The organism is Arachnia propionica (assembly GCF_037055325.1).
Classification (GTDB): Bacteria; Actinomycetota; Actinomycetes; order Propionibacteriales; family Propionibacteriaceae; genus Arachnia.
Genome location: NZ_CP146373.1, coordinates 154303 through 180742 on the forward strand (window position 1 = coordinate 154303; position 26440 = coordinate 180742).

25 protein-coding genes and 1 riboswitch are annotated in these 26440 nt (G+C 63.9%); of the genes, 13 read left to right on the plus strand and 12 right to left on the minus strand.

The window, feature by feature from the left end; translation table 11 throughout:
- Positions 1-13: 13 nt before the first annotated feature.
- On the minus strand, positions 14-730 hold the full coding sequence (locus V7R84_RS00675) for a class F sortase (protein WP_338571000.1): 717 nt from the start codon (positions 728-730) through the stop codon (positions 14-16).
- 229 nt (positions 731-959) lie between these two features.
- Here V7R84_RS00675 and rpsA point away from each other — a divergent pair, with 229 nt between their 5' ends.
- Complete coding sequence (gene rpsA, locus V7R84_RS00680) at positions 960-2408, plus strand: 30S ribosomal protein S1 (protein ID WP_338571002.1); 1449 nt, start codon at positions 960-962, stop codon at positions 2406-2408.
- A 579-nt stretch (positions 2409-2987) separates the two neighbouring features.
- A complete protein-coding gene (locus V7R84_RS00685) occupies positions 2988-3251 on the plus strand; it encodes a hypothetical protein (protein ID WP_338571004.1) in 264 nt (87 codons plus the stop codon).
- Between the two features lie 66 nt (positions 3252-3317).
- On the opposite strand, the gene gcvP is transcribed toward V7R84_RS00685, so the two are convergent.
- The 3 genes from gcvP to gcvT are packed head-to-tail and all read right to left on the minus strand — an operon-like array spanning position 3318 to position 7633.
- Complete coding sequence (gene gcvP / locus V7R84_RS00690) at positions 3318-6146, minus strand: aminomethyl-transferring glycine dehydrogenase (RefSeq protein ID WP_338571006.1); 2829 nt, start codon at positions 6144-6146, stop codon at positions 3318-3320.
- Entirely contained in the window at positions 6146-6505 is a 360-nt protein-coding gene (gene gcvH / locus V7R84_RS00695) for a glycine cleavage system protein GcvH (protein ID WP_338571009.1), read from the minus strand. The genes gcvP and gcvH overlap by 1 nt, the downstream gene beginning before the upstream one ends.
- A 12-nt stretch (positions 6506-6517) precedes the next feature.
- A complete protein-coding gene (gcvT, locus tag V7R84_RS00700) occupies positions 6518-7633 on the minus strand; it encodes a glycine cleavage system aminomethyltransferase GcvT (protein WP_338571012.1) in 1116 nt (371 codons plus the stop codon).
- 128 nt (positions 7634-7761) lie between these two features.
- A riboswitch (glycine riboswitch) is annotated at positions 7762-7849 on the minus strand.
- An 86-nt stretch (positions 7850-7935) separates the two neighbouring features.
- Between gcvT and V7R84_RS00705 the strand changes: the two genes are divergently transcribed.
- Positions 7936-8226: a putative quinol monooxygenase gene (locus V7R84_RS00705; protein ID WP_338571013.1), complete on the plus strand. Its 291-nt coding sequence runs from the start codon at positions 7936-7938 to the stop codon at positions 8224-8226.
- Positions 8227-8240: 14 nt separating this feature from the next.
- A complete protein-coding gene (gene coaE / locus V7R84_RS00710) occupies positions 8241-8825 on the plus strand; it encodes a dephospho-CoA kinase (RefSeq protein ID WP_338571015.1) in 585 nt (194 codons plus the stop codon).
- 75 nt (positions 8826-8900) lie between these two features.
- Here the strand turns inward: coaE and uvrB are convergent, their stop codons facing one another.
- From uvrB to V7R84_RS00725, 3 genes are all read right to left on the minus strand, one after another.
- Positions 8901-10946 carry an excinuclease ABC subunit UvrB gene (gene uvrB, locus V7R84_RS00715; protein ID WP_338571016.1) on the minus strand — a complete coding sequence of 682 codons (2046 nt, stop codon included), beginning with the start codon at positions 10944-10946 and terminating at the stop codon, positions 8901-8903.
- Between the two features lie 192 nt (positions 10947-11138).
- A complete protein-coding gene (locus V7R84_RS00720; RefSeq protein ID WP_338571018.1) occupies positions 11139-11855 on the minus strand; it encodes a hypothetical protein in 717 nt (238 codons plus the stop codon).
- A 101-nt stretch (positions 11856-11956) separates the two neighbouring features.
- Entirely contained in the window at positions 11957-12640 is a 684-nt protein-coding gene (locus V7R84_RS00725) for a maleylpyruvate isomerase family mycothiol-dependent enzyme (RefSeq protein WP_338571019.1), read from the minus strand.
- A gap of 265 nt (positions 12641-12905) precedes the next feature.
- Between V7R84_RS00725 and uvrA the strand changes: the two genes are divergently transcribed.
- Positions 12906-15761: an excinuclease ABC subunit UvrA gene (uvrA, locus tag V7R84_RS00730; RefSeq protein WP_338571020.1), complete on the plus strand. Its 2856-nt coding sequence runs from the start codon at positions 12906-12908 to the stop codon at positions 15759-15761.
- Between the two features lie 42 nt (positions 15762-15803).
- On the opposite strand, the gene V7R84_RS00735 is transcribed toward uvrA, so the two are convergent.
- Together V7R84_RS00735 and V7R84_RS00740 are read right to left on the minus strand one after the other, a co-directional pair.
- Positions 15804-16460, minus strand: a complete 657-nt coding sequence (locus V7R84_RS00735; protein ID WP_338571023.1) for a response regulator transcription factor — start codon at positions 16458-16460, stop codon at positions 15804-15806.
- The gene (locus V7R84_RS00740; RefSeq protein WP_338571025.1) at positions 16453-17283 is read right to left on the minus strand and encodes a sensor histidine kinase; all 831 of its coding nucleotides are present in this window, start codon (positions 17281-17283) and stop codon (positions 16453-16455) included. The genes V7R84_RS00735 and V7R84_RS00740 overlap by 8 nt, the downstream gene beginning before the upstream one ends.
- A 132-nt stretch (positions 17284-17415) precedes the next feature.
- Here V7R84_RS00740 and V7R84_RS00745 point away from each other — a divergent pair, with 132 nt between their 5' ends.
- The 7 genes from V7R84_RS00745 to V7R84_RS00775 are packed head-to-tail and all read left to right on the plus strand — an operon-like array spanning position 17416 to position 20902.
- Positions 17416-18117 carry an ATP-binding cassette domain-containing protein gene (locus V7R84_RS00745; protein WP_338571029.1) on the plus strand — a complete coding sequence of 234 codons (702 nt, stop codon included), beginning with the start codon at positions 17416-17418 and terminating at the stop codon, positions 18115-18117.
- Positions 18114-18887 (plus strand): hypothetical protein, encoded by a 774-nt coding sequence (locus V7R84_RS00750; RefSeq protein WP_338571031.1) that lies wholly within the window; start codon positions 18114-18116, stop codon positions 18885-18887. Before V7R84_RS00745 ends, V7R84_RS00750 begins: the two co-directional genes overlap by 4 nt.
- A 1-nt stretch (position 18888) precedes the next feature.
- Positions 18889-19137 carry a hypothetical protein gene (locus V7R84_RS00755; protein WP_338571033.1) on the plus strand — a complete coding sequence of 83 codons (249 nt, stop codon included), beginning with the start codon at positions 18889-18891 and terminating at the stop codon, positions 19135-19137.
- A complete protein-coding gene (locus tag V7R84_RS00760; protein ID WP_338571035.1) occupies positions 19122-19511 on the plus strand; it encodes a hypothetical protein in 390 nt (129 codons plus the stop codon). The genes V7R84_RS00755 and V7R84_RS00760 overlap by 16 nt, the downstream gene beginning before the upstream one ends.
- A gap of 37 nt (positions 19512-19548) precedes the next feature.
- Positions 19549-20076, plus strand: coding sequence for a helix-turn-helix transcriptional regulator (locus tag V7R84_RS00765; RefSeq protein ID WP_338571037.1), 528 nt, complete (start codon positions 19549-19551; stop codon positions 20074-20076).
- Positions 20073-20774 (plus strand): type II CAAX endopeptidase family protein, encoded by a 702-nt coding sequence (locus V7R84_RS00770; protein ID WP_338571039.1) that lies wholly within the window; start codon positions 20073-20075, stop codon positions 20772-20774. Before V7R84_RS00765 ends, V7R84_RS00770 begins: the two co-directional genes overlap by 4 nt.
- Positions 20771-20902 (plus strand): hypothetical protein, encoded by a 132-nt coding sequence (locus V7R84_RS00775; protein WP_338571040.1) that lies wholly within the window; start codon positions 20771-20773, stop codon positions 20900-20902. Before V7R84_RS00770 ends, V7R84_RS00775 begins: the two co-directional genes overlap by 4 nt.
- Here V7R84_RS00775 and V7R84_RS00780 read toward each other — a convergent pair.
- The 3 genes from V7R84_RS00780 to V7R84_RS00790 form a co-directional block, all read right to left on the minus strand.
- The gene (locus tag V7R84_RS00780) at positions 20896-21180 is read right to left on the minus strand and encodes a hypothetical protein (RefSeq protein ID WP_338571042.1); all 285 of its coding nucleotides are present in this window, start codon (positions 21178-21180) and stop codon (positions 20896-20898) included. The genes V7R84_RS00775 and V7R84_RS00780 overlap by 7 nt on opposite strands.
- An 81-nt stretch (positions 21181-21261) precedes the next feature.
- A complete protein-coding gene (locus V7R84_RS00785; protein WP_338571045.1) occupies positions 21262-24045 on the minus strand; it encodes an FAD-binding and (Fe-S)-binding domain-containing protein in 2784 nt (927 codons plus the stop codon).
- Entirely contained in the window at positions 24042-24506 is a 465-nt protein-coding gene (locus V7R84_RS00790) for a MarR family winged helix-turn-helix transcriptional regulator (protein WP_338571047.1), read from the minus strand. The genes V7R84_RS00785 and V7R84_RS00790 overlap by 4 nt, the downstream gene beginning before the upstream one ends.
- A gap of 103 nt (positions 24507-24609) precedes the next feature.
- On the opposite strand from V7R84_RS00790, the gene V7R84_RS00795 reads away from it, so the two are divergent.
- Positions 24610-26439 carry a long-chain fatty acid--CoA ligase gene (locus tag V7R84_RS00795; protein WP_338571050.1) on the plus strand — a complete coding sequence of 610 codons (1830 nt, stop codon included), beginning with the start codon at positions 24610-24612 and terminating at the stop codon, positions 26437-26439.
- Position 26440 lies beyond the last annotated feature (1 nt).

The window sequence follows — 26440 nt, forward strand, 5'->3', positions numbered from 1 at the left end:
CGGCCCTTCGGGATCAGGCTTCTTCGGTCACGGGCTTGAACTTGAAGAAGATCCGTGAGTCCCAACCGTTGGTGTCCTTGTTATGGTCCCAACAAATGACGATGGCGAGTGCGGGATCGCCGGTCTGGCGTTCCAGAAGATCCGAATCCCGGTCGAAAGTTGCCTCATCGACCTTCTGGTCTTCGGTGAACTGGTAGCAGGCGGTCCGCCCGTCTGCACTGGTGAGTTTCAGGACGTCCCCGGCCGCGAGCTGACTCGTGCCGTCCTTGTAGAGCTGGTTACCGACGGCTTCGCCGCTCTGGTAGGTGTGGATCGAAAGGACAACCTGGCCGGCGTTGGAGCCCGCTGCCGGGCCCATGTTCCACCAGGCCGCGGTCTTCGGTTCATCCTTGGGGGGAGCTTCGATGTTGCCGTCAGCGTCGTTCCCCAGGGAGAGGACGTTGGCCTCGATCCCCAGCTTCTCGATTGAGTAGGAGACCGGCACGAAACCTGCCTCGTCCGGCGCGCTGCAGGCACCCGGGGATGCAGGGGGCGCGGCGTCGGGGGAGGTCACGGCTGTGCCATCGGCGTCGCCGCTGGCGCTGGCCGCCGGGGGAGTCTCAGCCGTCTGGGGGTTGTCGTTTTTGGGTTGAAGGACCCATACAAGGGTCAGGGCTACTGCCAGAAGAATGGCAACTGCGGCTATGCCGAGTTGCACCTTCCGGTTTTTGAGAGCTTCGACGAGATTCACGGGAACAGATTAATCCCTGCCCCAACCACGGCCAACCGGTCTGCCGTAATTAATGCGGTCCGGTAGTATCGAATCGTTCTGATCTTGACCGTCTCCAGGGGCAACGATAGGGTGAAGGAGCGCTGTGGCCTGCCTGCCCTCGGACCGAGTGGGGCTGGCGCGTCCATCTTCCCGATCTGGGAGGACGGACAGGGCACAGGGTGAAACCTTATTGTGAAAGCCCTACTACATGTCCTCCTCCTCCACTGAGGCCTCGACCGTGGCAGTCGACGATTTCGGTTCCCCGGAAGCCTTCATGGCAGCCGTTGACGCCACCATCAAGTACTTCAATGACGGCGACATCGTCTCCGGAACCGTTGTCAAGGTCGACCGGGACGAAGTCCTCCTCGACATCGGCTACAAGACCGAAGGCGTCATCCCATCCAAGGAACTCTCCATCAAACACGACGTCGATCCCTTCGACGTGGTCCAGGTCGGCGACGAGATCGAAGCCCTGGTTCAGCAGAAGGAGGACAAGGAGGGGCGCCTCATCCTCTCCAAGAAGCGCGCCCAGTACGAACGCGCCTGGGGCACGATCGAGAAGATTAAGGAAGAGGACGGCGTTGTTTCCGGCTCCGTCATCGAGGTCGTCAAGGGCGGCCTGATCGTCGACATCGGCCTGCGTGGCTTCCTGCCCGCATCGCTGGTGGAGATGCGCCGTGTCCGTGACCTTCAGCCCTATGTCGGCATGGAACTCGAGGCCAAGATCATTGAGCTCGACAAGAACCGCAACAACGTGGTGCTGTCGCGTCGTGCCTGGCTGGAGCAGACCCAGTCTGAGGTTCGCCAGACGTTCCTCAACCAGCTGCAGAAGGGCCAGATCCGCAAGGGTGTGGTCTCCTCTATCGTCAACTTCGGTGCGTTCGTGGACCTCGGTGGGGTCGATGGCCTGGTGCACGTCTCCGAGCTCAGCTGGAAACACATCGACCATCCGAACGAGGTCGTGGAGGTCGGCACTCCCGTCACCGTCGAGGTGCTCGAGGTGGACATGGACCGCGAGCGTGTGTCCCTGTCTCTGAAGGCAACCCAGGAAGATCCGTGGCAGACCTTCGCGCGTCTGCACCAGATCGGTCAGATCGTGCCCGGCAAGGTCACCAAGTTGGTTCCGTTCGGCTCCTTCGTGCGCGTTGGCGACGGTATCGAGGGTCTGGTGCACGTCTCCGAGCTGGCTGAACGTCACGTCGAGATCCCGGAGCAAGTCGTTTCCGTCGGCGACGACGTCATGGTCAAGGTCATCGACATCGACCTGGAACGCCGCCGCGTCTCGCTGTCACTGAAGCAGGCCAACGAGGGTGTCGATGTGGCCGCCGAGGAATTCGACGCTTCCCTCTACGGCATGGCCGACAGCTACGACGAGCAGGGCAACTACATCTACCCCGAAGGTTTCGACCCGGAGACCAACGAGTGGAAGTCCGGCTACGAGGAACAGCAGGCTGCTTGGGAGCAGCAGTACGCCGAGGCCCAGGCCCGCTGGGAGGCTCACAAGCGCCAGGTGGCCGAGGCCGCCGAGGCCGAACGTCAAGCTGCCACGGCAGCCGGCACCGGCTACGCTTCCACCTCCACTGAACCCGCCGAGGGTTCCCTCGCATCCGACGAGGCCCTCCAGGCCCTTCGTGAGAAGCTGACCGGCAGCAACTGATCTGCTGAGAAATCCGCGATCCGGGCCCGCTTCCCTTCAGGGGAAGCGGGCCCGGATCGTGTTGTGAAGAATCCTGCGGACAGATTTCGTGCGGAACCGATCACATCAGCCTGCGAGGTTCACAGGAACAGGAACGTCCATGAGGCTTATGTACAGACGGCGCGTCGGGCAAGAAAACTCCTAGTCAGCGCATACGTGAGGAGGGTCATGAATAAGCCTCCATGATCCAACCGGCAGATCCGACAACATCGCTTCGGACGCTCACTTTTGGATTTCAACATGACTTTCAGCCGAATCTGGCCTTGTGGTCTTGCCCGGCGAGGATGAGAAGCGCAGGATGGCAGGTATCCCGGTTCTCGAAGAAAGGAGATGAACATGAGAAGCCGGTACTTATCAATCCTTGTGTCAACCGTGATGATGGCTGCTGTCCTGCTGGGACCTTCTGCCGCTGCGTTCGCTTTTGCTCTTGGCCTGGGAATGGTTTGTCTGCCTGCTGGGTCATGGGCGTCACTCGCTTGTTCAGGTGGCTCTTCTTTGCTCTTCCCCATCAACTGGGATGCTGCATGCAGGTGATCTGATATGTCTGCTAGTTCGAAGAAATGGGTGTGGCCGCGGACTTTCGGTCGGCGCTTCGCCTTCGCCATGTCTATTCACGGGCCGGTCGGGTTTGTCGCTTCTCTGCTGGTTGGATGGTTCAAGCAGTTGCCTCTCGCAGTGACGATGCTGCACGTGTGGCTGTGGGCACTCGTCATCTGCCTCACAATTTCTTTGTTACAGGCTGCACTGGCCCGACCGGGTGCCTCGTTCTGGAAACCACTGATCCCGGTGGAGGAAACCGACTGACATCTTCACGAGAAGAAGAGGGCTGCCCCGAAAGGAGCAGCCCTCTTCTTCTCGCAAATCCGTGGCTCAGCCCGGCGTCCCCTCCCAGGGCGGGCAGCTGCACACCAGATGTCGGTCGCCGTAGGCGTTGTCCACTCTTCCGACGGGAGGCCAGTACTTGTCCACCCGGAATGATCCGGGCGGGAAGCATCCCTCTTCCCGGGAGTAGGGGCGGTCCCACTCAGCGACGAGATCCTCCACGGTGTGGGGGGCGCGGCGCAGCGGCGACTCCTCTGCCGCGATCCGTCCCGAGGCGACGTCGTCGGCCTCACGGGCGATGTCCAGCATCGCCGCGACGAAACGGTCCAGCTCAGCCAGGGTTTCCGACTCCGTGGGCTCCACCATCAATGTTCCCGCCACCGGGAAGGACATGGTGGGGGCGTGGAAACCGTGATCGATGAGCCGCTTGGCGACGTCATCGACAGTGATTCCGTGGCGTGCGAAGATGCGCGTATCCACGATGCACTCATGGGCCACCCGGTTGTTTCCGCCGCGGTACAGGATCGGATACGCCTCCGAGAGCCTGCTCGCCAGATAGTTGGCGCTCAGGATCGCCACCCGTGTGGCCTGGGTCAGCCCGCTGCCGCCCATGAGTCGGATGTAGGCCCACGAGATCGGCAGGATGGAAGCCGAACCGAAAGCGGCGGCCGAAACCGCTCCCGCTTCGCCCGTGGCTGGATCGCTCGGCAGGTGCGGTTTCAGGTGTTCCTTGACCCCGATGGGACCCATGCCGGGCCCGCCACCGCCGTGCGGGATGGCGAAGGTCTTGTGCAGGTTCACGTGGCTGACGTCGCCCCCCAGGTCGCCGGGACGCACGAGACCGACCAGAGCGTTCATGTTCGCGCCGTCGATGTAGACCTGCCCGCCGTGGGCGTGCGTGATTTCGCAGACCTTCCGAACAGTGTCTTCGAACACGCCGTGCGTAGACGGGTAGGTGATCATCACGGCCGCCAACCGCTCTCCTGCTTCCTCCGCCCTGGCGGCGAAGTCGTCAATGTCGATGTCGCCGTTCTCGGCAGACTTCACCGCGACGACCTTCATTCCGGCCATGGTTGCCGAGGCCGGGTTCGTGCCGTGGGCCGAAGCCGGGATCAGACAGATGTCACGCTCGTCACCGTTGGCGCGGTGATAGGCGGCGATCGTCTGCAGCCCCGCGTACTCGCCCTGGGCGCCGCTGTTGGGTTGCATCGAGAACGCGTCGTAGCCCGTGATCTCGCACAGCAGCTTTTCCAGGTCTGCCACCAGTTCCCGGTATCCCTCCGACTGTGAGGCGGGGGCGAACGGGTGTAGGTCTGCGAACTCCGGCCAGGTGATCGGCATCATCTCGACTGCGGCGTTCAGTTTCATAGTGCAGGAACCCAGTGGGATCATCGCCCGGTCCAGTGCCAGGTCGCGATCGGCAAGGCGACGCATATAGCGCATCATCTCCGACTCGGCCCGGTTCATGTGGAAGACCGGGTGGGTCAGGTACTCGGAGGTACGAAGCAACGAATCCGGAATTGCCGGGTCCTGGCTGAGTTCTGTGGCCGGTTCAATGCCGAAGGCATCCAATACCGATGCGAGGGTCTCCAGGGTGGTGGTCTCGTCCACCGAGATGCCCACCCTGTCGCGACCGACCCGGCGCAGATTGATACCTCGCTGCTCTGCAGCGGCAAGGATGCCCGCCTGGCCGACCCCCACCCGGATCGTGATCGTGTCGAAGAATTCGTCCGGTTCAACGATGGCGCCCCCTGCCCTCAGCCGTTCCGCGAGGGTGACCGCCATCAGATGGACCCGCTGCCCGATGGCCTTGAGACCTGCTGGGCCGTGGAAGACCGCGTAGAAGGAGGCCATCACCGCGAGAAGTGCCTGGGCCGTGCAGATGTTCGACGTGGCTCTCTCGCGGCGGATGTGCTGTTCCCGGGTTTGCAGGGCCAGACGATAGGCGCGATTGCCCGCGCTGTCCTTGGAAACACCGACGAGACGTCCCGGCATGGTGCGTTTCAGCTTGTCGCAGCAGGCCATGAACGCTGCGTGTGGGCCACCGAACCCCATCGGTACCCCGAAACGCTGAGCTGAACCAACTGCGATGTCGAATCCCATCGCGCTCGGTTCCTTCAGCAGGGTCAGGGCCAGCAGGTCGGCGGCCACGATCGCCAGGGCACCTGCCTCATGCAGGGCCTCGCACTGCGCGGTGTGGTCCCGCAGGTGCCCGTAGGTGCCGGGATAGGCGAAGATCGCCCCGCACAGGTTTTCTGTGTCCAGCTCATCGACCTCGCCGATCACCAGGTCGATGCCCAGTGGCCGGGCCCGGGTGGCCAGGATGCTGAGGATCTGCGGGTGCAGGTCGGCTGCTGCGAAGAAACGTGGTTTCTTGCGTTTGCCCGTCGCGAACGCCATGCTCATCGCTTCCGCGGCGGCGGTTGCCTCGTCGAGCAGGGAAGCATTGGCGATTTCCAGCCCGGTCAGGTCGCTGATCATGGTTTGGAAGTTCAGCAGCGCCTCCAGCCTTCCCTGTGATATCTCGGGCTGGTACGGGGTGTAGGAGGTGTACCAGGCCGGGTTCTCGAGGATGTTGCGCTGGATCGCAGGCGGAGTGATCGTGCCGTGGTAACCCTGGCCGATCATCGAGGTCCGGACCTTGTTCTTGGCGGCCATCCGCCGTAGTTCTTCCAGCACAGCGCCCTCGGTCAGTGGTGCCCAGGAAAGCGTTTCGGTCTGGCGAATTCCTGTGGGTACGGCCTGATCGATCAACTCGTCGAGGCTATCGACCCCGATTGCCGAGAGCATGGTCTCCATTTCGGTCGGACTTGGGCCGATGTGACGGCGATTGGCGAAATCGTCTGGGTCGTAGCTGGTGGGATTCCAGGTGCTCATCAGTTGATCAGGGCCTTGTACTCGTCCTCGCTGAGGTACTCATCCAGTGCGGAGGGGTCGCTGGGCTGGATCTTGAAGAACCAGGAACCTGCGGGATCCTCGTTGACGGTCTCGGGGGAGTTCACCACGGTCTGGTTGACCTCGGTGATGACCCCGTCGAAGGGAGCAACAATCCCGGAGGTGGCCTTGGTGGATTCGATCACGACGATTTCCTCACCCTTGGTGACCTCGGCCCCGACCTCGGGAAGCTCGACGTAGACGACATCACCCAGCTCGCCGGTGGCATGGTCGGTGAGACCGACGGCGACCCCGTTGTCGCCGCTGTCGAGCCAGTCGTGGTCCTTGGTGTACTTGATCATTGTGCTCTCTCCTCAGCGTTTGTAGGACGGTGTGATGAACGGTAGTGCGGTGACCGTCAATGGGAGACGTTTACCACGTACCTCGGCGTGGACGGTGGTGCTGGGTTGAATTTCGGCGGGCAGCATCGCCATGGCGATCGGGCCGCCCACAGTTGCTCCGAAGCCACCGGATGTGACTTCGGCTACCGGCTCGGTGCTCTCAACGGACAGGAACAGTTTCGCCCCCTCGCGTACGGGGGCGCGGCCCTCGGCGCGCAGGCCGACTCGCTTGCGGGAAGGGCCCTCGATGAGTTGTTCCAGGATCACCCCGGCTCCGGGGAAACCACCCTCACGAGAACCACCCCGGCGTCGTACCTTCGGGATCGCCCAGCCCAGGTCGGCCTCAGCTGGTGTGATGTGTGGGCTGAGGTCGTGCCCGTACAGGGGCATGCCCGCTTCGAGACGAAGCGAATCACGGGCACCGAGACCCGCTGGGAGCACCCAGTCGCATTCCAGGAGGGCACGAGCCAGCCGTTCGGCTTCGAGGCTGGGGACGGAGATTTCGAAGCCGTCCTCGCCGGTGTACCCGGAACGTGAAATCCAGACCTCGATACCGTCCCAATCGAGGATCTGCGAGTCCATGAACTTCAATCCGGTCGCCTCCGGCACTAGGCCGCCCAGGGCCTCCTCAGCCCGGGGACCCTGCAGGGCCAGCAGCGAACGATCCGTGAGGTGCTCGACCGTGACCCCGTCGAGGGTATGCAGCAACCCGAGGTCGTGATCGGAGCGGGCAGCATTGACCACCAGGAAGTAACGATCACCGTGGTGGGCGAACATGAGATCGTCTAGGATCCCGCCGTTCTCGTCGGTGAACAGACCGTAGCGCTGGCGGCCCTCCTTCAACCCGGCGACGCTGGCCGGGATCAGCGTTTCCAGGACTGCGGCGGCGTCAGCCAGGTTTCCGGATTTCGGACGGATCAGAATCTGACCCATGTGGCTGACATCGAACAGTGAGGCGGATTGCCGTGTGTGCTGATGCTCCGAGATGATTCCGGCGAACTGCACGGGTAGCTCCCAGCCGGCGAAATCCACCAGACGACCGCCCAATTCCTTGTGCAGCTCGTGCAACGCAGTGGTTGATAGTGACATGAGGACCCCTTCCTGCCGACGCGCGACGTTGCTGGGTGGTGCGGCCCACCCGGAGCCCCCTCTGTCACTGCTGCCTGAGATCGTTTCATCCTTCGGCGGACCCCGGTGGGGTCTCTCTCCAGAGTGTAGAAGTCGTCGCGGTCCTGGGGCCTGAGAGTTTCCGGGGCGGTTGCTCCTTCGGCACCGACTAGGGGTCGGTTCTCCCGCTACAGGACACAGCATACAGAGAGGCAGAGGAAACTACGGAGGTAGCCTTGGGAACATCGATCTGAAACTTCAACGTGGAAGGACGGAGAAAGGCCATGGCGGTGAATTTGATTGCCCGGTTCATATGCCGGGGCGGGGCACGAGAGGTGGTTGCGGACCTGATCGGAGCCTACGCTGAGCACGTGAACGCCTCACCCGGAACGGTGCGTTTCGAGGTGTATACGGAACGCGATGACCCGAACCAGTTCGTCATCCTCGAGTGCTACCAGAACGAAGACGCTTTCAAGGCTCACCTTGCCGACCCCGCGAACACGGCATTCAACGACAAGCTTGGACCGCTGATCACGGGAGACGCCTCCGAACTGACCTTCCTCGAGGTTCCGTAATACCCTGTGGTCTCGTGCGGATCGGACTGACGGGCGGAATTGCGTCGGGCAAATCGACGGTGGCTCGGGAACTGGAACGACTGGGTGCTGTCATCATCGATGCCGACATCCTGGCCCGGGACGTCGTAGCCCTGGGAACCGAAGGACTCAAGGCGATTGTCACCCGTTTCGGGGAGCAGGTGCTCGCCCCCGACGGAAGCTTGAATCGCCGCGCGCTGGCCGGCATCGTCTTCGCTGATCCACAGGCGCGTGCCGACCTGAACGCCATCATCCATCCCCGCGTGCGGGAACGAGCCCTGGAGCTGGAAGCCGCAGCCCCCGCAGGAGCGGTGGTGGTACACGTCATTCCGCTGCTGGTGGAGACCGGTCAGCAGGATGATTTCGATGCGGTCGTGGTGGTGGACACCACGACCGCAGAACAGCTGCGCCGGCTGATGCGTCGCGACGGTCTGACGGAAACCGAGGCCGGACAGCGACTGGCGGCTCAGGCCAGTCGCCAGGAACGGCTGCAGGAGGCCACCTACATCATCGACAGCTCCGGTCCGGTGCGGGAGACCCTGCGGCAGGTTGGCGAGCTGTGGAAACGCCTTGCAACGTAAGGGGCGGGAATCCTGGTCGACTCGAAGACTGTGCGAAGGCTCAGATGGGGGAGTGCCGCACGCAAGGGACGGTGGCTATTTGTTGGCCTCGATCATCTGCCGGAGTTCCTTCTTCAGGTCGGCGATCTCGTCGCGGTGGCGGGCAGCGAGCTCGAACTGGAGATTGGCGGCCGCCTGATGCATCTGGGCGGTGAGGTCGTCGATCAGCTTCGCCAACTCCTGCTCGGGCAGTTTCCCGGCCTTCAAGCCCCGTTCCCGGTGGCCGTTCAGGAGAGAGTCGGTGTCGGCGTCCTCCCGGTTCAGCATGTCCGTGATGTCAGCGATCTTCTTCCGCAAGGGCTGCGGATCGATGCCGTGCTCGGCGTTGTAGGCAAGCTGGCGGGCGCGCCGCCGGTTGGTCTCGTCGATAGCGGCCCCCATGGACGGAGTGATCGTATCGGCATACATGTGCACCTGCCCCGCGACGTTACGGGCAGCGCGACCGATGGTCTGGATCAAGGAACGCTCCGAACGGAGGAAACCCTCTTTGTCGGCGTCGAGAATGGCCACCAAGGAAACCTCCGGCAGGTCCAGCCCCTCCCGCAGCAGGTTGATGCCCACCAGCACGTCGTAATCACCCAGCCGCAACTCACGCAGCAGCTCGACCCGTTTGAGGGTGTCGATGTCGGAGTGCAGATAGCGGGTCCGGATGCCAGCGGCCATCAGATAGTCGGTCAGATCCTCCGCCATCTTCTTGGTCAGCGTGGTGACCAGCACCCGTTCGTTGCTTTCGGTTCGGGCCCGGATTTCCCCGATGAGGTCGTCGATCTGGCCCTTGGTCGGTTTGAGAACGATCTCCGGATCCACCAGGCCGGTGGGTCGGATGATCTGCTCGACGAAACCATCGCTGCGCTCTAGCTCGTAGGGGCCGGGGGTGGCTGAAAGGTAGATAGTCTGCCCGATGCGCTGGCAGAACTCGTCGAACTTTAAAGGCCGGTTGTCCAGGGCGCTCGGCAGGCGGAAACCGTGCTCCACGAGGGTGCGTTTCCGGGAGGCGTCGCCCTCGTACATGCCTCCGATCTGCGGGATCGTGACGTGGGACTCATCGACCACCAGGAGAAAGTCCTCGGGAAAGTAGTCCAGCAGGCAGGCGGGTGCGGATCCCGCGGCACGACCGTCGATGTGGCGGGAGTAGTTCTCGATACCGGAGCAGGTGCCGATCTGGCGCATCATCTCGATGTCGTAGCTGGTGCGCATCCGCAACCGTTGTGCCTCCAGGAGCTTGTTCTGGGATTCCAGGTCCTGTAGCCGGATCGCCAGCTCCGCCTCGATCCCGGTGATGGCGCGTTCCATCCGTTCCGGTCCAGCTGAATAGTGGGTGGCAGGGAAGACGTAGATCTCGTCCTCCTCGTGCAGCACTTCGCCGGTCAGTGGGACGAGGGTGGAGATGCGTTCGATCTCGTCGCCGAAGAATTCGATGCGCACCGCATTCTCTTCGTACATGGGGAAGATCTCCAGCACGTCCCCGCGTACCCGGAAATTACCCCGCTCTGAGGAGAGGTCGTTGCGGTTGTACTGGATGTCGACGAGATGTCGCAGCAAAGTGGAGCGCTCGTATTCCTCGCCGACTCGTAGGGTCAGGCGCTGGTCGAGGTATTCCTGCGGGGTGCCCAGACCGTAGATCGCGGACACTGTGGCCACCACTATGCAGTCGCGGCGAGTCAGCAGTGAACTCGTCGCGGAGTGCCGGAGGCGTTCCACCTCCTCGTTCAGGGAGGAATCCTTCTCGATGTAGGTGTCTGTCTGTGGGACGTAGGCCTCGGGTTGGTAGTAGTCGTAGTAGGAGACGAAATACTCGACGGCGTTGTCCGGGAAGAACTGGCGTAGCTCGTTCGCGAACTGCGCTGCGAGGGTTTTGTTGGGCTGCATCACCAGGACGGGGCGTTGTAGCCGTTCCGCCAGCCAGGCCACCGTGGCGGTCTTGCCAGTCCCCGTGGCGCCCAGGAGTACCACATCCTTCTCACCGGAACGGATGCGGTGCTCTAACTCCGAGATCGCCGCCGGCTGGTCCCCAGAGGGGGAGAAGTCGGCCTGCACTTGTAGCGGTGCCACCTGGCGACGGAGCTCGTCAATCGGTCTCATGGGACCGATTATGCGCCATGGATCACCGGGTTGTGTCCAGAACTCGGGGCGTGAATGAGGTGCGCTGTTTCGGAAATACCGCAGAAAAGCGGGTGCCGGGTCGGCCAATTGTCAACCCGGCACCCACATCCTGGCGCGTGGTGTCGTATCAACCGGTCACCAGGAAATTTGTAGCCGGTGCTGCGGCATGGATTACTTGGGTTCCCCAAAGCAGTAGGTGCGGGCGGGGGTGGCGTAGGTGAGTTCGTCTTCGCCTGCCTCGCAAGAAGCGTTTGCCTGGTCAACGCGTTTGGTGACCTTGACCTTCGCAGAGCCGCACTCCGCCACCTCGAAGGGTGCGATGGGGCTGGATGATTCGTTGTAGCAGATGTCCTGGTGCAGGTTCGGGACCAGGCAGACGGCCTTCACCGTACTGGTGCTGCCGCCGTAGCGGGATTTCTTGCTGATTTCGTAGGACGAGGTGTTGTCCGGGCAGGAGCTGGTATTGGAGACAGTTTGGCTCACCTCGTAGGAGAACTTGGACTTGTCGGAGCAGTCGACCTTCTCCACATCGGCATTGGTCGCGGTACCGGTGACGACCAGGCAGTTGCCGACCTGAAGGTTTTCGTTGGTCTGGAATCTCTGCCACAGGAACCAGCCGCCGACACCGAGCACCGCAACGGCGGAGACGATGCTGATGATCTGACGCACCCCGAAACGCTTCTTCGGCGTCTCGTACTGGGTCATGTACTCCTGCTCGGCCTCGTACTGCTGCTGAGCGGCATACTGCTGTTGAGCAGCGTACTGCTGGGCCGCCTGTTGCTGCTGGGCCATGTACTGCTGCTGGGCCTGGGCAGGGTCGTAGGGCTGGCCCTGGCCTGAACTGTAGGGCTGGTTGGGGTTGTAGGGCTGGTTGGGTGGTTGCGTCATCACGGTCCTTCTGTGGGAGGGTCTTGAAGCTGACGGCCGCTCCTCCCCGATAGGCCGCAGAGCTCACTGATGACGTATCAAAAAGGTTGGCGGAGGGGTTGTCAAATTTCGTCGTGCTCCAAATCTTCGGATTCGACTCCCCGGGCCAGCCATAGGAGCAGAGAGGAGGCCGGGCCAGCTGCGCGTCGCCGTGGTGGTTGAGTCCCAGCACGTAAGACAAGCCCTCCCAAGGTGACCAGCTCCAAGGCATCGTTTTTACTCGCAAGATGGCAGGTTTCGAAAGTAAGCACCGGGATTGCTATGTCATCTTCCACATCGAGTCCTGATGCAGCCGGTTCCAGGTCGAAGCAGTGCAGCACCAACTCGCGCAATCGCACCAGAGGAAGGTCCTCGATGGCAATCCGTAGCCCAGGACGTAGCAACACTTCGCCTGTCCGACCCGACAATTGGGCGAGAAGCTGATCCAGTTCGCCAGCACTTGTGTCGAGTTCGATTTGGAGGTGAAGGCCATCAGTGATGGCTAGCAATTCACACTCGTGTCCCAGCGTTGAATCGTAACCACCGACGGTGTCGTCATCCTCGAGAAGTCCCCGGCACACCTGCGCCAAGCTGCGTGCTCCCTTGATCAGGTGAGCGGCGACGTGGCTGCGGGTCCAACCCGGTAAACGGGTCGGGGCGGCCCAGTCCTCTGGGGAGTAGGTGATCGTACGTCCCAGGAGTATGTGGGTCTGCTCTCGCACAGCGTGCAGACGTGAGTCGAAATGCTTGCCAGGGGCGCTCGGCATGCCGACAAACCTATCAAAGGCAAGAGGTTCCACGGATAGGCACTGGTGACTTTCACAGCCCGGGGCGTGTTGCTCCGATCAGGCGCGTACCATCATGGTCTTCTCGGGTCTGTGTACCCGCTCCATCACCAGGCTGTACCCGCTGCATTGCGTGGCGCCGGAGCGGGTACCCGCCTGCGTTCGGGCACAGAAATATTCGGGAACCACACCCCGTTCTGGCCGAGCAACGTCGATGCGTCGGTGTTGCGGCATAGCATGTGTGACCGTGAATGTTCGACCCGCTCAACGCGGCATCCTTGTGCGAGGTGCCCGCGTCCACAACCTGAAGAACGTCTCCCTGGACCTGCCCAGGGATTCCCTGATCGTTTTCACGGGGCTGAGCGGGTCGGGCAAGTCCTCGCTGGCTTTCGACACCATCTTCGCCGAGGGGCAGCGACGCTATGTCGAGTCTTTGTCGGCCTATGCCCGCCAGTTCCTGGGGCAGATGGACAAGCCGGATTGCGATTTCATCGAGGGGCTCTCGCCTGCGGTTTCTATTGATCAGAAGTCCACCTCCAGGAACCCGCGATCCACGGTCGGCACCATTACGGAGGTCTATGACTACCTGCGTCTCCTGTTCGCCCGTATCGGCATCCCGCACTGCCCGGTGTGTGGCGCCGTCATCGGCAGGCAGAGCCCGCAGCAGATCGTCGACCGGCTGATGGGGCTGGCTGAGGGTACGCGTTTCCAGGTGCTCGCGCCCATCGTGCGTGGTCGCAAAGGCGAGTTCCAGGAAACTTTCCGGCAACTCGTCGCTGATGGCTACGCGCGGGTTCGGGTCGACGGAAAGCTCCACCCGCTCACTGAACCCCCGGTGCTCGACAAGAAACGCAAACACGACGTGGATGTGGTCGTGGATCGGGTGGTGGTAAAAGCATCCGCGAAACAGCGGATCACCGAATCCGTGGAGGCCGCCCTCCAGCTGGCCCACGGGGTGGTCGGGGTGGAGTTCGTGGATCTGCCCGCTGACGACCCCGACCGTGAGAAACGCTTCTCGGAGAAGCTTGGCTGTCCCAATGAGCACGACGTCGCCATCGACGAGCTGGAACCTAGGCAGTTCTCCTTCAACGGGCCGTGGGGGGCCTGTCCTGAGTGTTCCGGGCTTGGGACGATGCTGGAACCCGATCCGGAACTCATCATCCCCGACGAGACCCTGAGCCTGGCCGACGGGGCCATCGCCCCCTGGAACACCCCGCACCTGAAGGGACATTTCGAACACGTCCTGGAAGCTCTGTCCCTCGAAACCGGTTTCGACATGCGCACCCCGTGGCAGAACCTGGCGGCTAAGCATCGGAAAGTGCTGCTCAACGGAGTTCCTGGAGCCGTGGTGGTGAGTTTCCGCAACCGGTTCGGGCGGACCCGGTCCTTCTCGCAGAAATACGAGGGCATCCTGCCGTTCGTCCGGCGCCGCTACGCCGAGTCCGAGACCGACTCAGCGCGCGAACGCTGGGGCGGTTACATGCGGGAGATCAACTGCCATTCCTGCGGTGGCACGCGCCTGAGACCCGAGACCCTGTGCGTCACCGTCGCCGGCAGGAACATCGCGGAGGTCGCGGACCTGTCCATCGGGGAGGCCTTCGAATACCTGGATGCCCTCTCCCTCAACGAACGAGAGGCACGAATCGCAGAACGTGTGGTCAAGGAGATCCGGGAGCGGCTGCGTTTCCTGCTGGACGTCGGCCTGGACTACCTGACGTTGTCGCGGTCGGCCGGGTCACTGTCGGGCGGTGAGGCGCAGCGCATTCGGTTGGCCACGCAGATCGGCTCCGGGCTGGTCGGGGTGCTCTACGTCCTGGACGAGCCGAGCATCGGGTTGCACCAGCGCGACAACCGGCGGCTGATCGAAACCCTCGTGCGACTTCGAGACCTCGGCAACACCCTCATCGTCGTCGAACACGACGAAGACACCGTTCGGGCAGCCGACTGGGTGGTTGACATCGGTCCGGGGGCGGGGGAGCACGGCGGTGAGGTCGTGGTCTCCGGGCCCGTCGAGGAACTGCTCGCCAGCGAGGTATCCATGACGGGCCGCTACCTGTCGGGAAGGCTGGCCATTGATGTGCCCGCGGCGCGACGCCCCGGCAACGGCAAGTCCGTGACCGTCGTCGGCGCCTCGGAGAACAACCTGCAGGACGTGGACGTGTCTTTCCCGCTGGGCAGGCTCGTCGCGGTGACTGGGGTCTCCGGATCCGGGAAGTCGTCGCTGGTCAACTCGATTCTCTACACGGCGGCCGCCAAGCAGATCTATGGCGCCAAGGCGGTGCCCGGCAGGCACCGGAAGCTGAAGGGCCTGGAAAACCTGGACAAGGTGATCCAGGTGGATCAGTCGCCGATCGGTCGTACCCCGCGCTCTAACCCGGCCACCTACACAGGTGTCTTCGACAAGATCCGTGGACTGTTTGCCAGCACCCCGGAGGCCAAGGTCCGCGGCTACCTGCCCGGAAGGTTCTCCTTCAACGTCAAGGGTGGGCGCTGCGAGAACTGCTCGGGCGACGGCACCATCAAGATCGAGATGAACTTCCTACCGGATGTCTATGTTCCCTGCGAGATCTGCCACGGGGCCCGGTACAACCGCGAAACCCTCGAGGTGCACTACAAGGGCAGGTCGATCTCCGACGTGCTACAGATGTCCATCAGTGAGGGGACGCAGTTCTTCGAATCCATCCCGGCCATCGCCCGACACCTGAAGACCCTGGAGGAGGTGGGGCTCGGCTATGTCCGTCTCGGACAGCCTGCGACCACCCTGTCCGGAGGTGAGGCGCAGCGCGTGAAACTTGCCGCAGAACTGCAGAAACGTTCCACGGGACGCACCCTCTACGTGCTCGACGAACCCACTACAGGCCTGCACTTCGAAGACATCCGCAAGCTCCTCACGGTGCTGCACCGCCTCGTCGATGCGGGAAACACAGTCGTGGTGATCGAGCACAATCTCGACGTCATCAAGGCGGCTGATTGGATCATCGACATGGGTCCGGGTGGCGGATCCCGTGGCGGTCAGGTGGTAGCCACCGGCACCCCGGAGGAGGTTGCGAAGGTTGCGGAATCAGCGACCGGCGAGTTCCTGGCGCCGCTGCTGGAACACTGAATCGATGACTCAGGCCCACAACTGGTTGAGCCGGTTCGTTCCCTAGGCGCCGGGACGCACTAGCCCGTGTTCGTAGGCCGCGATCACCAGTTGGGCGCGATCCCGGGCCTGCAGGCGGCTCAGCAACGCCGAGATGTGGGTCTTACAGGTGGCGTGGCTGATGTGCAGTTCCCGTTCGATCTGGTCGTTCGACAACCCTCGGGCCACGAGCCTGAGGATCTCGGTCTGTCTCGGTGTCAGGTCCGCCACCTTCCCGGAGGGGATCGCGTCCGGGAGACAACTCTCCACCAGGGTGGTGATGGCCGAGGGGGCCAGGAGGGTCTGTCCGGCTGACACGGTGCGCACCGCGTTGATCAGGGCCTCTGGGGTCGCGTCCTTCAACAGGAAACCGGAGGCCCCCGCGCGCAGGGCCCCGAAAACGTACTCGTCCAGGTCGAACATGGTCAGCACCAGCATACGGACTTCGGACAGACGCGGGTCGCGGACGATGGAACGGGTCGCCGCGATCCCATCGAGTTGCGGCATGCGGATGTCCATCAGCACGACATCCGGCACCAGCTCCCGGGCCAGTGAGACGGCTTCCACGCCGGTGGCGGCCTCCGCCACGACCCGGAATCCCGGCTGGGAGTCCAACAGGTGCGCCAGCGACTGGCGTAGCAGTTTCTGGTCGTCGGCGATCAGGACACGGATTTCAGGCACGGACCGGCTCCGGATCCGGCAGCTCGGCCTCGAGTCGGAAACCGTCCGGGGAGCGGTGGTGGCGGAGGTTCCCGCCCAGCGCGGCGACGCGCTCCCGCAGCCCGATCAAGCCGCTGCCCGTCCCGGGATGTGAACGCCACCCAGGGACCGGGCCGGAATCCGTCACGGCTACGTGAAGGACCTCCCCGCGGCGGGTGAGTTCGACGTGGACACTGGTGGGGCCGGCGTGCCTGGCGGCATTCGCCAGCCCTTCCTGAAGGATGCGGTGGATGGCTAGCGCCACCCCCTCGCTGTTCGGCGTGACCCCGCCGTTGGACATTTCCACATGCAGCCCCGCCCGCTCGGCGGAGGCCAGGAGATCATCCCAGTTGGGATCGCCCGGGCTGGGGGACAGGGGCGCGTCCTGGTCGGAACGCAGCACCTGAAGCATTCGACGCAGTTCCAGGGTGGTGGCGCGGCTCGCCTGTTCGATGTCGCAGAGCGCTGCCGCCAGGCGTTCGGGATCCTCGGCGTCCACGTTGCGGGCCACCGCGGCGCGCACCGTTATCAGACCGATGCCGTGGGAGACAAGGTCGTGCAGGTCCCGGGCTATCGTCAACCGCTCCATCGTCACGGCAGTGGAGATCTGCTGAGATCGCAGCTGCTCGGCCTGGCGCCGTCCGGACCGTCTTGCCGCCCACCAGATCCAGCACACCAGCAGAACCGTCGACAGCATGAGCACGAGCTGGGGCAGGCTGCCTGGACCCGATTCCGTGCTGACGCCGCACAAGATCATGAGCGACACGAGCACCGCCAGTACCTGGGCGGAGAAATAACGGTGCATGGGGCGATGCTAGTCGTGGACGGAGCGAGGATTCATCACCCCACGGGCTGAGAACCCGAGGGCTGAGGCATGGCCCGGAAATCGGTGCTGGGCCCGATGAGCAGGGGTATGTGCCGCAGCATGATCGGCGACATGATCAGATGTGACGATGTTTCTAAGGTCCGTGGCCGCCGGAAAATCCTGGACGGGGTGGGATTCGAGGCGAGACCCGGGCGGGTGACGGGTTTCGTCGGACCGAACGGGGCCGGCAAGTCATCAAGCCTGCGCATCCTGCTCGGCCTGGACCGGGCCACGACCGGGCATGCCACCATCGACGGTCGATCCTATCGGGAGCTCCGGAACCCGCTGAGGCACGTCGGCTCCATGCTCGACGGGGCCGCCGCCCACCCGTCCCGCACCGCTCGCGCTCATCTCGGGTGGGTGGCGGCCAGCAACGACATCCCGAGGAAACGGGTCCAGCAGGTCCTGGAGGAGGTGGGGTTGGCGGCCGACGCCAATCGACGGGTGGGCACCTATTCGCTGGGCATGGGGCAACGGCTCGGCTTGGCGACCGCCCTGTTGGGGAAACCGGAGCGGTTGGTCCTCGACGAACCGGTCAACGGCCTCGACCCACAGGGGGTCAGATGGATCCGTCGGCTGCTCAGGGCGCACGCCGATGCGGGGGGCACGGTGCTGCTGTCCAGCCACCTGATCGGTGAACTGGCGGAGATCGTCGACGACGTCGTGATCATCAACGGCGGCCGGATCAAGGCGTGGGGTGGAGTGGCCGACGTCATGGCGGGTCATCCCAGCCTGGAAGAAGCGTTCTTCGCGCACGTGGAGGCACGCGCATGAGGCGGACGATGCGCGCCGAGGCGCTGAAACTGTGCACCCTTCCCGGCATCTGGCTGGCCGGTTTGCTGGCCCTGGCGGTCCCGATGCTCTTGGCATGGCTGGCGAGCTCCCAGATCAGGCGTGCGGTGGAAACCGGCCAGCTCGGAGCGCTGTACGACACCTCGACGACCGATTCCGGATTCACATCACTCACCGTGGCGCAGGTCGGTTTCGTGGTGCTCGGTGTGCTGTCCGTCTCCAGCGAGTACGTCCGCACTGCCCAGGCCGTCGGGCGGGGCAGGCAACTCACCACCAGCATGGTTGCCATCCCCGGGGGAGTCAGACGGATGGTCGCAAAAATCACCGTGCTCCTGGGGTTCGCCACGGTACTGGCCGTGGCGGCCACCGCGGGCACCCTGGCGGTCGCGCGCTGGGCACTGGGTGGTGTGGAGGCCACGTGGGGGAACCCCTGGCCCCGGGTCGCGGGGGCGGTGTTCTTCCTGGTGACCATGACAGTGATCGCGGCCGCCCTGGCCGAACTTGTCCGCGGCGGAACCCTGCCCCTGACGCTCCTGGTGATCAACTCCTCGGCCGTGTCCTTCTCGTTCCTGCTCTCAAAGGTGACCCCACTGGCCCGCTACGCACCGGACCTTGCGTTGGCCCACACGTTTCTGACCGATACCGCGATCCAGGATCCCCTCAGCCCCGGGGCCGGAATGCTGGTGGGCGCCGCCTGGGGTGTTGCCGCCATCATCCTGGCCGTGCTGCTTCACGCCAGAAAGGAGGCCTGAGATGGCGGTCATCTCGGCGGAGTGGCGCAAGCTCGGGCTCCCGGGCATCTGTCTGGTTGCGGCGCTCACGGTCGCCGGGTCCTGGGCGTTGGCGGCATTGATGTCGGGGCCCAGCGGTTCCGCGCAGACCCTGCAGCTGGTGCCCTCGTTGACGGCCATGGGGTGCATCCTGCTCGGTGTGATGGCGGCGACGGGGGAGTACTCCGGAAGACAGATCACCACCACCTGTACAGCGTGGCCAAGGCGCTGACCGCAACGGTGGCGCTGACGGTGACGGCGATGGTGACCGCGGGTGGGGTGCGTCTGCTGGTGCCCGAGGGCAAGTGGGCCCTTCCCGGGGTGGTGGCGCATCTTGCCGCGATGGGTTTGCTCGGATACGCCATCGGCCTGGTGGAAAGGCAGCTGGTTGCCTCCCTCACCACGGCGTTCGTCCTCCTCGTCGTGGTGGATCCCGTGCTGCGGCCCTACACCACGCTGGCGACATGGCTTCCCGGTTCCGTCGGGGCCGACCTGTTCACGCCCGATCCGGTGCATCCCCTGGCTGAATCGGCGGGAGCCCTGGCCGGGTGGGTGCTGGGATTCTGGGTGATCGCCGCGGTGGTCTGGGCCCGTCGCGACGCCTGATCGGGGAAAGCCATTGCCGAGGGTGTATCTTCACACCATGAAACCATCCGAATCGGACCATTCGCTTCGGCCGGTTTCGTACATTGTCCTGGGAATGCTTGCGACCGCGGGTCCCATGACCTCGTACGAGCTGGAACACAACGCACGGATCTCTGTCGGGTTCTTCTGGCCCTTCCCGCACTCGCAGCTCTACGCCGAACCCAGGAAACTGGAGGATGCGGGGCTGGTGGACGTGGCCTCCGAGGAGGGCGGGCGGCGCCGTCGGGTCTACTCGATCACGGATGGCGGGCTCCGCGCCCTGCGTGGCTGGTTGCAACGACCTGCTGACGCCGCGCAGACACGGGATCCCGCGCTCCTGCAACTGTTCTTCGCCGACGCGGACCCGGCCATCGTCGGTCCCCTCGCGAGGCGAAAGGTGGCTGAACTGGAATCCAGGCTGGAGTTCCTGGAACGCGATGATCTCGGCGGGGACCGTCCCCACCACCGCATGGTGCTGGCCTGGGGGCGGGCGCAGACCCGCAGCAACCTGGAGTTCTGGCGGAGCATTGCTGAGGAGGCGGAATGAAGAACTGGTTGCGGTCATATCCTTTGGGCGGTTACATCGCCCTCGCCTACGCGGGTTCCTGGATCCTGTGGCTGCCCGCCCTGTTGGGGCGGAAAAACCTGGGGCTGCTGCCCTACGAACTCCCCGCGGCGGCGAGCGTCGTGTTGAATCAACTCGCCTTGTTCGCCGGGCCTTTCCTGGCCTCTTTGGTGATGACCCGGTTGACGACCGGGTCGCTGAAGGCCTGGACGGCCTCCCTGCTGCGTTGGCGGGTGCCGCCGGTGGCCTATCTGCTGGCCCTGGTGGCGATCCCAGCGGCCGTGATTGCGGTCCTGGCAATTCTGCCGGGCGAAACGGCGGGTGGGCACGAGCTCGCCGGCCCCGCCCTGGTCATCGCCCCTCTGGTGATGGGGGTGGCGTACCTGATCGGCGGGCCGCTCCCGGAGGAGGTCGGGTGGCGGGGATTCGCGCTGCCCAGACTGCAGGAACGCACGTTACCGCTTTCGGCCGCCGTGATCCTCGGGATCATCTGGGGAGGCTGGCACCTGCCCCAGTTCCTGATCGCGGAATGGGAGACCCTGCACCGGGACGTGGGTGACCTGCTTGCCTTCCTCACGTTCACGGTGCGGCGTCGATCGTCCTGTCCTGGATCACCAACACGGCACGCGGATCGGTTCTCCTCGCGATCCTCGCCCACAATGCGATCAACTGGGCGTTGAGCGTGTGGGAGAAGGCGACCGGCCAGAAGGTGACGAGCCTGTGGCCGGCGGTGCTGGGGCTGGCCGTTCTGGCGGTGATCGCCGTCGCCGTGACCCGGGGCCGGCTGGGATACCGGAATTCTCAGTGATTCCAGAGAGCGGAAACGGGCATGCTCCAGAAACCGGGCCCCATCCTCACGGTCCTGGGATGCATGTTCAAGACGATGCCCCCGCGGAAACGGTCGCCGATCCGGTCCCTGAGTTTCTTCAGGTGCGTGAAGTGTTCCGATCTCGGTGTCTGGGTGGCCTTGACCTCCAATCCCCAGACGCGCCCGTCCGCTGAGTAAACCGGAGTTCTCTCCGGGCGACGCAGGTCAGTGGAACCGGTCAGTAGGAAACCTCCGGGGCGCCGGTCCCGGATGTGCATGGGAACGATATTACGCGCGGCATTGTGGTTCTGCACCCGAGTCGTTGTGGTTCTGCAGTTGACTTGTTGTGGTTCTGCATGTCAGGCGGAGCGGGCCGGGTGGGTCGCCAACAGCTCGGCCAGGCTCATCGAGTCGCGGCCCGCCAGCCCCTTCAGCTGGGTCTGGCAGCTGAAACCGTCGGCCAGGACTATGGCCTCCGGGTTGGCCGTCACCGCGGGCCCGAGGTCGTGTTCGAAGACCTTCACGCTTACCTCGTGGTGGCCGATCTCGACGCCAAAGTTTCCGGCCAACCCGCAGCAGCCACCCACCTGCACCAGCTCCGCTCCAGTCGCCTTCAACAAGGTCCGGTCCGCCTGCCATCCGATCACGGAGGCGTGGTGGCAGTGGGGCTGGGCGACGATGGTGTGCCCGGACAGATCTGGAGGCAGGAAATCGGGATCCTTGGCCAGGAACTCCGCCAGGGTCAGGACCTTTCCTTTCAACACCTTCACGTTGGTGTCCCCGGGCAGCAGTTCGGGCGCGTCGGAGCGCCACACGCTGGTGCAACTCGGCTCCACACCGACGATCGGAATGCCCTGTTCGACGAAGGGCGCCAGCACGGCGGCGGCGTGCCTGAGCTGGCGGCGGGCGCCGTCCAGCTGGCCGGTCGAGATCCAGGTCAGGCCACAGCAGGCCTTCTCGTCCAGCGCCCGGGGTTCGTAGCCGAGACGGGTCAGGACCTGCACCACCGCGGCGAAGGAGTTCGATTCGAAGCAGTCGCTGAACGAGTCCACCCAGATCAGGACGGGTCCTTTGTCCCCGCCCTCCGGCAGTGCGGTGCGGCGGCGGGCGGAACGCGACGCGAACCGCGGGATCTGCCGTCGCCCGTCGACCCCGGCGGCCCATTTCATCAGGCTCCCCAACCCGGGGGCGCCACCGACAAGGTTGATGAGCGGACCGATGCCGGGGAGTTTCGTGATGAGACGTCCCCAGCGCGGCAACCAGCCCAGGGAGTAGTGGTTGCGGGGTCGCAGCCGTCCCTTGAGGCGTTCGTGGGTGACGCGCGACTTGTAGGCGGCCATGTCGATTCCCGTGGGGCAGTCGCGGGAGCAGCCCTTGCAGGACAGGCACAGGTCGAGGGCCTCGGTCACTTCACGTGAACGCCAGCCTCCCGTGATGAGGGAACCGTTGACCATTTCCTGCAACGCTCTGGCTCGGCCTCGCGTGGAATCCTTCTCATCGCGGGTGGCCTGATAGCTCGGGCACATCACCCCGCCGGAGGCCGTGGTGTTCGACAGGCACTTGCCGACCCCTGAGCACTGGTGCACCTGGGCCACGAACTCAGGGTCCTCCAGGTTCAGGGGGGACACGGTTGCCGCCACCATCCGGAGGTTGGAGTCGGTGGGCTCGGGGTCGACCAGCACTCCTGGATTGAGCAGGTTTTCGGGATCGAACAGGTGTTTGACCTCGCCGAACAGTTTCAGGGCCTCGGGGGAGTACATCCGTGGCAGCAGCTCCGAGCGGGCGCGCCCGTCGCCGTGCTCGCCGGACATCGAGCCGCCGTGGGAGGCCACCATCTCGGCGGCCTCCAACATGAAAGCGCGATACCGGGCTTTGCCATCGGGCGCCTCGAAGGGGAAATCGATGCGCGCGTGGACACAGCCGTCACCAAAGTGCCCGTAAGGCAGCGAATGCAGGCCGTGCCGGGCCAGGAGGGCCTCGAAGTCGCGCAGGTAGTCGCCCAGGTGTTCCGGGGGTACAGCCGCGTCCTCCCAGCTTCCATAGGCGGGTTTGTCCAGTGACACCCCGGCCAGTCCTGCCCCGTCGGCCCGTAGTTTCCACAGCGATGCGGCCTGCTCCTGATCCTCGACGACCCACCCGGCCTGGGTGTCGGCTTCGGTGAGGAGCGCCTCGGCGCGGTCGCGGATCTCTGCGGGATCCTCCCCGGCCAGTTCGACGAACATCCAGCCCTCGCCCGCGGGTAGTCGACCAACGGAATCAGCGCCCCGTTTGCGGATCACTACATCCACGATGCGCCGGTCCAGTCCTTCGCAGGCTGTCGGGTGGAACTTCAGCAGTCGGGAGATGTCGTCCCCCGCGCGGTCCATCGACGGGTAGCCGAGTGCCACCATGATGCGGTGCGGCGGATCGGGAGTCAGGCGTACGGTGGCTCGGGTGATGACCCCCAGCGTGCCCTCAGAGCCCGCGAAGAACTTCGCGACGTCGAATTTTTTCTCCGGCAGCAGGTGCTCCATTGAATACCCGGAGACCTGCCGTGAGAACCGACCGAACTCGGTGCGGATCACACCCAGGTTGGCCATCACCAGGGAGCGCAGCTCGGGAAAGTCCTCGCGACCCAGTATCCGCAGCTGACCGCGACCATCGATGATCTCCAGCTCCACCACGTTGTCGGACATGCGACCGTAGCCGAGGGCTCGCGGTCCGCAGGCGTTGTTCCCGATCATTCCGCCGACGGTGCAGCGCGAGGATGTGGAGGGGTCCGGGCCGAGCCGCAAACCGTGGGGGGCTGCTGCTTGCTGGAGGGTCTCCTGCACTACCCCCGGATCGATGACAGCGATGCGGGTTTGCTCGTCAACGGCGTGGATGCGGTTCAGGTGCGTGGCGACGTCTATGACGAGGCCTTCTCCGACCGCGTTGCCCGCGCACGAGGTACCCGCGCCACGCATGGTGATGGGGAGACGGCATTCCAAGGAAGCCCGCACGAGCGCGATCAGTTGGTCGCGGTTCTGGGGACGGGCAACCACCAAAGGGGGTATCCGATAGAGGGAGGCGTCGGAAGAGTAGATGCCGCGGGTGAGGGCTGAATCGTCCAGCAGGTGTGTCAGGTCGCCGAGTCGGTCACGAAGCAGCTCGACTGGATTCACGGATGTTCATCGTAGTCCGGTACCGCCAGGATGGCGTCGCAGGCACGGCCCAGGGCCGTCAGATCCTCCGGGGCGACGGCGTCTATCAGGATCCGGCGCACAGCTGCCACGTGTCCGGGGGCGACCTGGGAGAGGAAACGCATTCCTTCCGCTGTCAAGGATGCAAGGACCCCTCGCCCGTCGTCGGTGCAGTTGGCGCGTTCCGCATGGCCCCTGGCCTCGAGACGCTTGACTGTGTGTGTCAAGCGGGAGCGCGACTGACTGACCGCATGGGCGAGCTCGCTCATGCGTAACTGCTGGCCCGGGGCCTCCGAGAGCGTAACGAGTATCTCGTATTCCGCTAGATCCAGGCCTGCCAGTCTGAGGTCTGCGTCGAGGTAACTCTGTATGCGATGAGTGGCGCGAAGCCAAGCACGCCAGGTCCGCTGCTGATCATCGTCTAACCATTCAACCTTGGTCACAGTTCGCAATCCTAACCATGGGAATGGTCCTTTCGTGGCCAGTTGTGTAAAGACCTCCATAATTTGGGTTAGGCTCGCAACGCCGTGTTCCTTAGGAGTGTTGATGAGTCTTCAAGAAGAACTGCTCGGCTTTGCCAGTTCGGTCGGTGACATGTTCCGCCGCCGGGTGGCCGAGACCCCCGATGGCCTGGCCTTCCTGGACCCGGATCGCGTACCGGAAGGTCCGAACACCTGGACTGAGTACACCTGGGCGGAATCGAGAGAACTCGTGGACCGGCTGGCGGCCGGTCTGCTGGCCCGAGGGCTGGCCCGCGAACAAAGGGTAGGGATCATCTCTAGCACCAGGCTCGAATGGATCCTGCTCGACCTGGCCGTCGCCTGCGCAGCTGGGGCCACCACGACGGTCTACCCGAACACTGCTGCGGGGGATGTGGAGTTCATCCTGGAGGACTCGGGAACGTGTATCGCGGTGGTCGAGGACGCTGCTCAGCTGGCGAAGGTGGAGGCCAGCCCCATTCTGAAGGAGACCATTCACACCATCATCGTCATTGATGCCGCCAACGTGGAACTGAGCGATCGGATCATTTCTTATACGCAGCTGCAGCTGCGTGGTGCGGAACTGCTGAAGCAGAACCCCGAGGTCGTGGATGAGACCATCGCCTCCACCGACCGTGACACCTTGTCCACTCTCATATATACATCTGGGACAACAGGGCAGCCGAAGGGGGTGCGGCTCAACCATGCCTCGTGGATCTACGAGGGTTCGGGAACCAAGCACTGGGAGATTATTGATGACTCCGACCTGCAATACCTGTGGCTGCCGCTCAGCCACGTCTTCGGGAAGGCGCTCATCGCATGTCAGATCGCCTATGGGTTCGCCTCGGCCGTAGATGGCAGAATCGACCGGATCGTCGACGGCCTGGGGGAGATCAAACCGACGTTCATGTGCGGGGCTCCTCGTATCTTCGAGAAGGTGCGGGCCGCCGTCATGACTGCGAATACGGGAGTCAAGGGTCGGATCTCTCGGTGGGCCTTCGCGGTGGGGCGGGATTCCCGCAGCTACCGGCTCTCCGGGCGTCCGATGCCTGGATTCCTAGCAATGAAATACCGGTTGGCAGACGCTCTGGTGTTCTCCAAACTTAAAGCGAAGCTCGGTGGTCGGATGAAGTTCATGATCTCCGGGTCCGCGAAGCTCTCCGCCCAGGTGCAGGAATGGTTCTATTCCGCGGGCCTGCTGATAGTCGAGGGATACGGCTCCACGGAGACCTCCGCCATCGCATTCTTGAATGTTCCGACCGAGCCGCGTTTCGGATCGGTTGGCAAGGTCATGCCCGGCATTGAGACGAAACTTGCTGAGGACGGGGAGGTGCTGTTGCGTGGACCCATCATCACCCCGGGGTATCACAACCTGCCCGATATCACGGCGGAGGTGTTCAGCGATGGCTGGTACCACACCGGCGACCTGGGAGAGTTCGATGCCGAGGGCAACCTGACCATCACTGATCGCAAGAAAGATCTGTTCAAGACCTCCGGTGGTAAATACGTTGCCCCGCAAAAAGTGGAAGCCGCGATCACCGCGAACATTCCCTACATCTCGCAGGCCATCGCGGTGGGGGACGGGCGCAAGTACTGTTCAGCGCTGCTGGTCCTCGACCCGTCCCTGCTCCGCGCCTGGGCGGAGAAACGTCAGCTTGGGCATCTCAGCTATGCAGAACTCAGCCAGCGACCAGAGATCCGTGCCTCGATCGAAAAACAGATGGCGAAGGCCAATACGCGCCTCGAGCGGTGGGAAACTGTGAAGCGTTTCGCGATTCTCGATCACGAACTGACTGTGGACAATGACGGGGTGACCCCCAACATGAAGATTCGCCGCGCGGCGGTGACGAAACGCTACGGCGACATCGTCGACTCCCTCTACGACACGGAGGGATGAC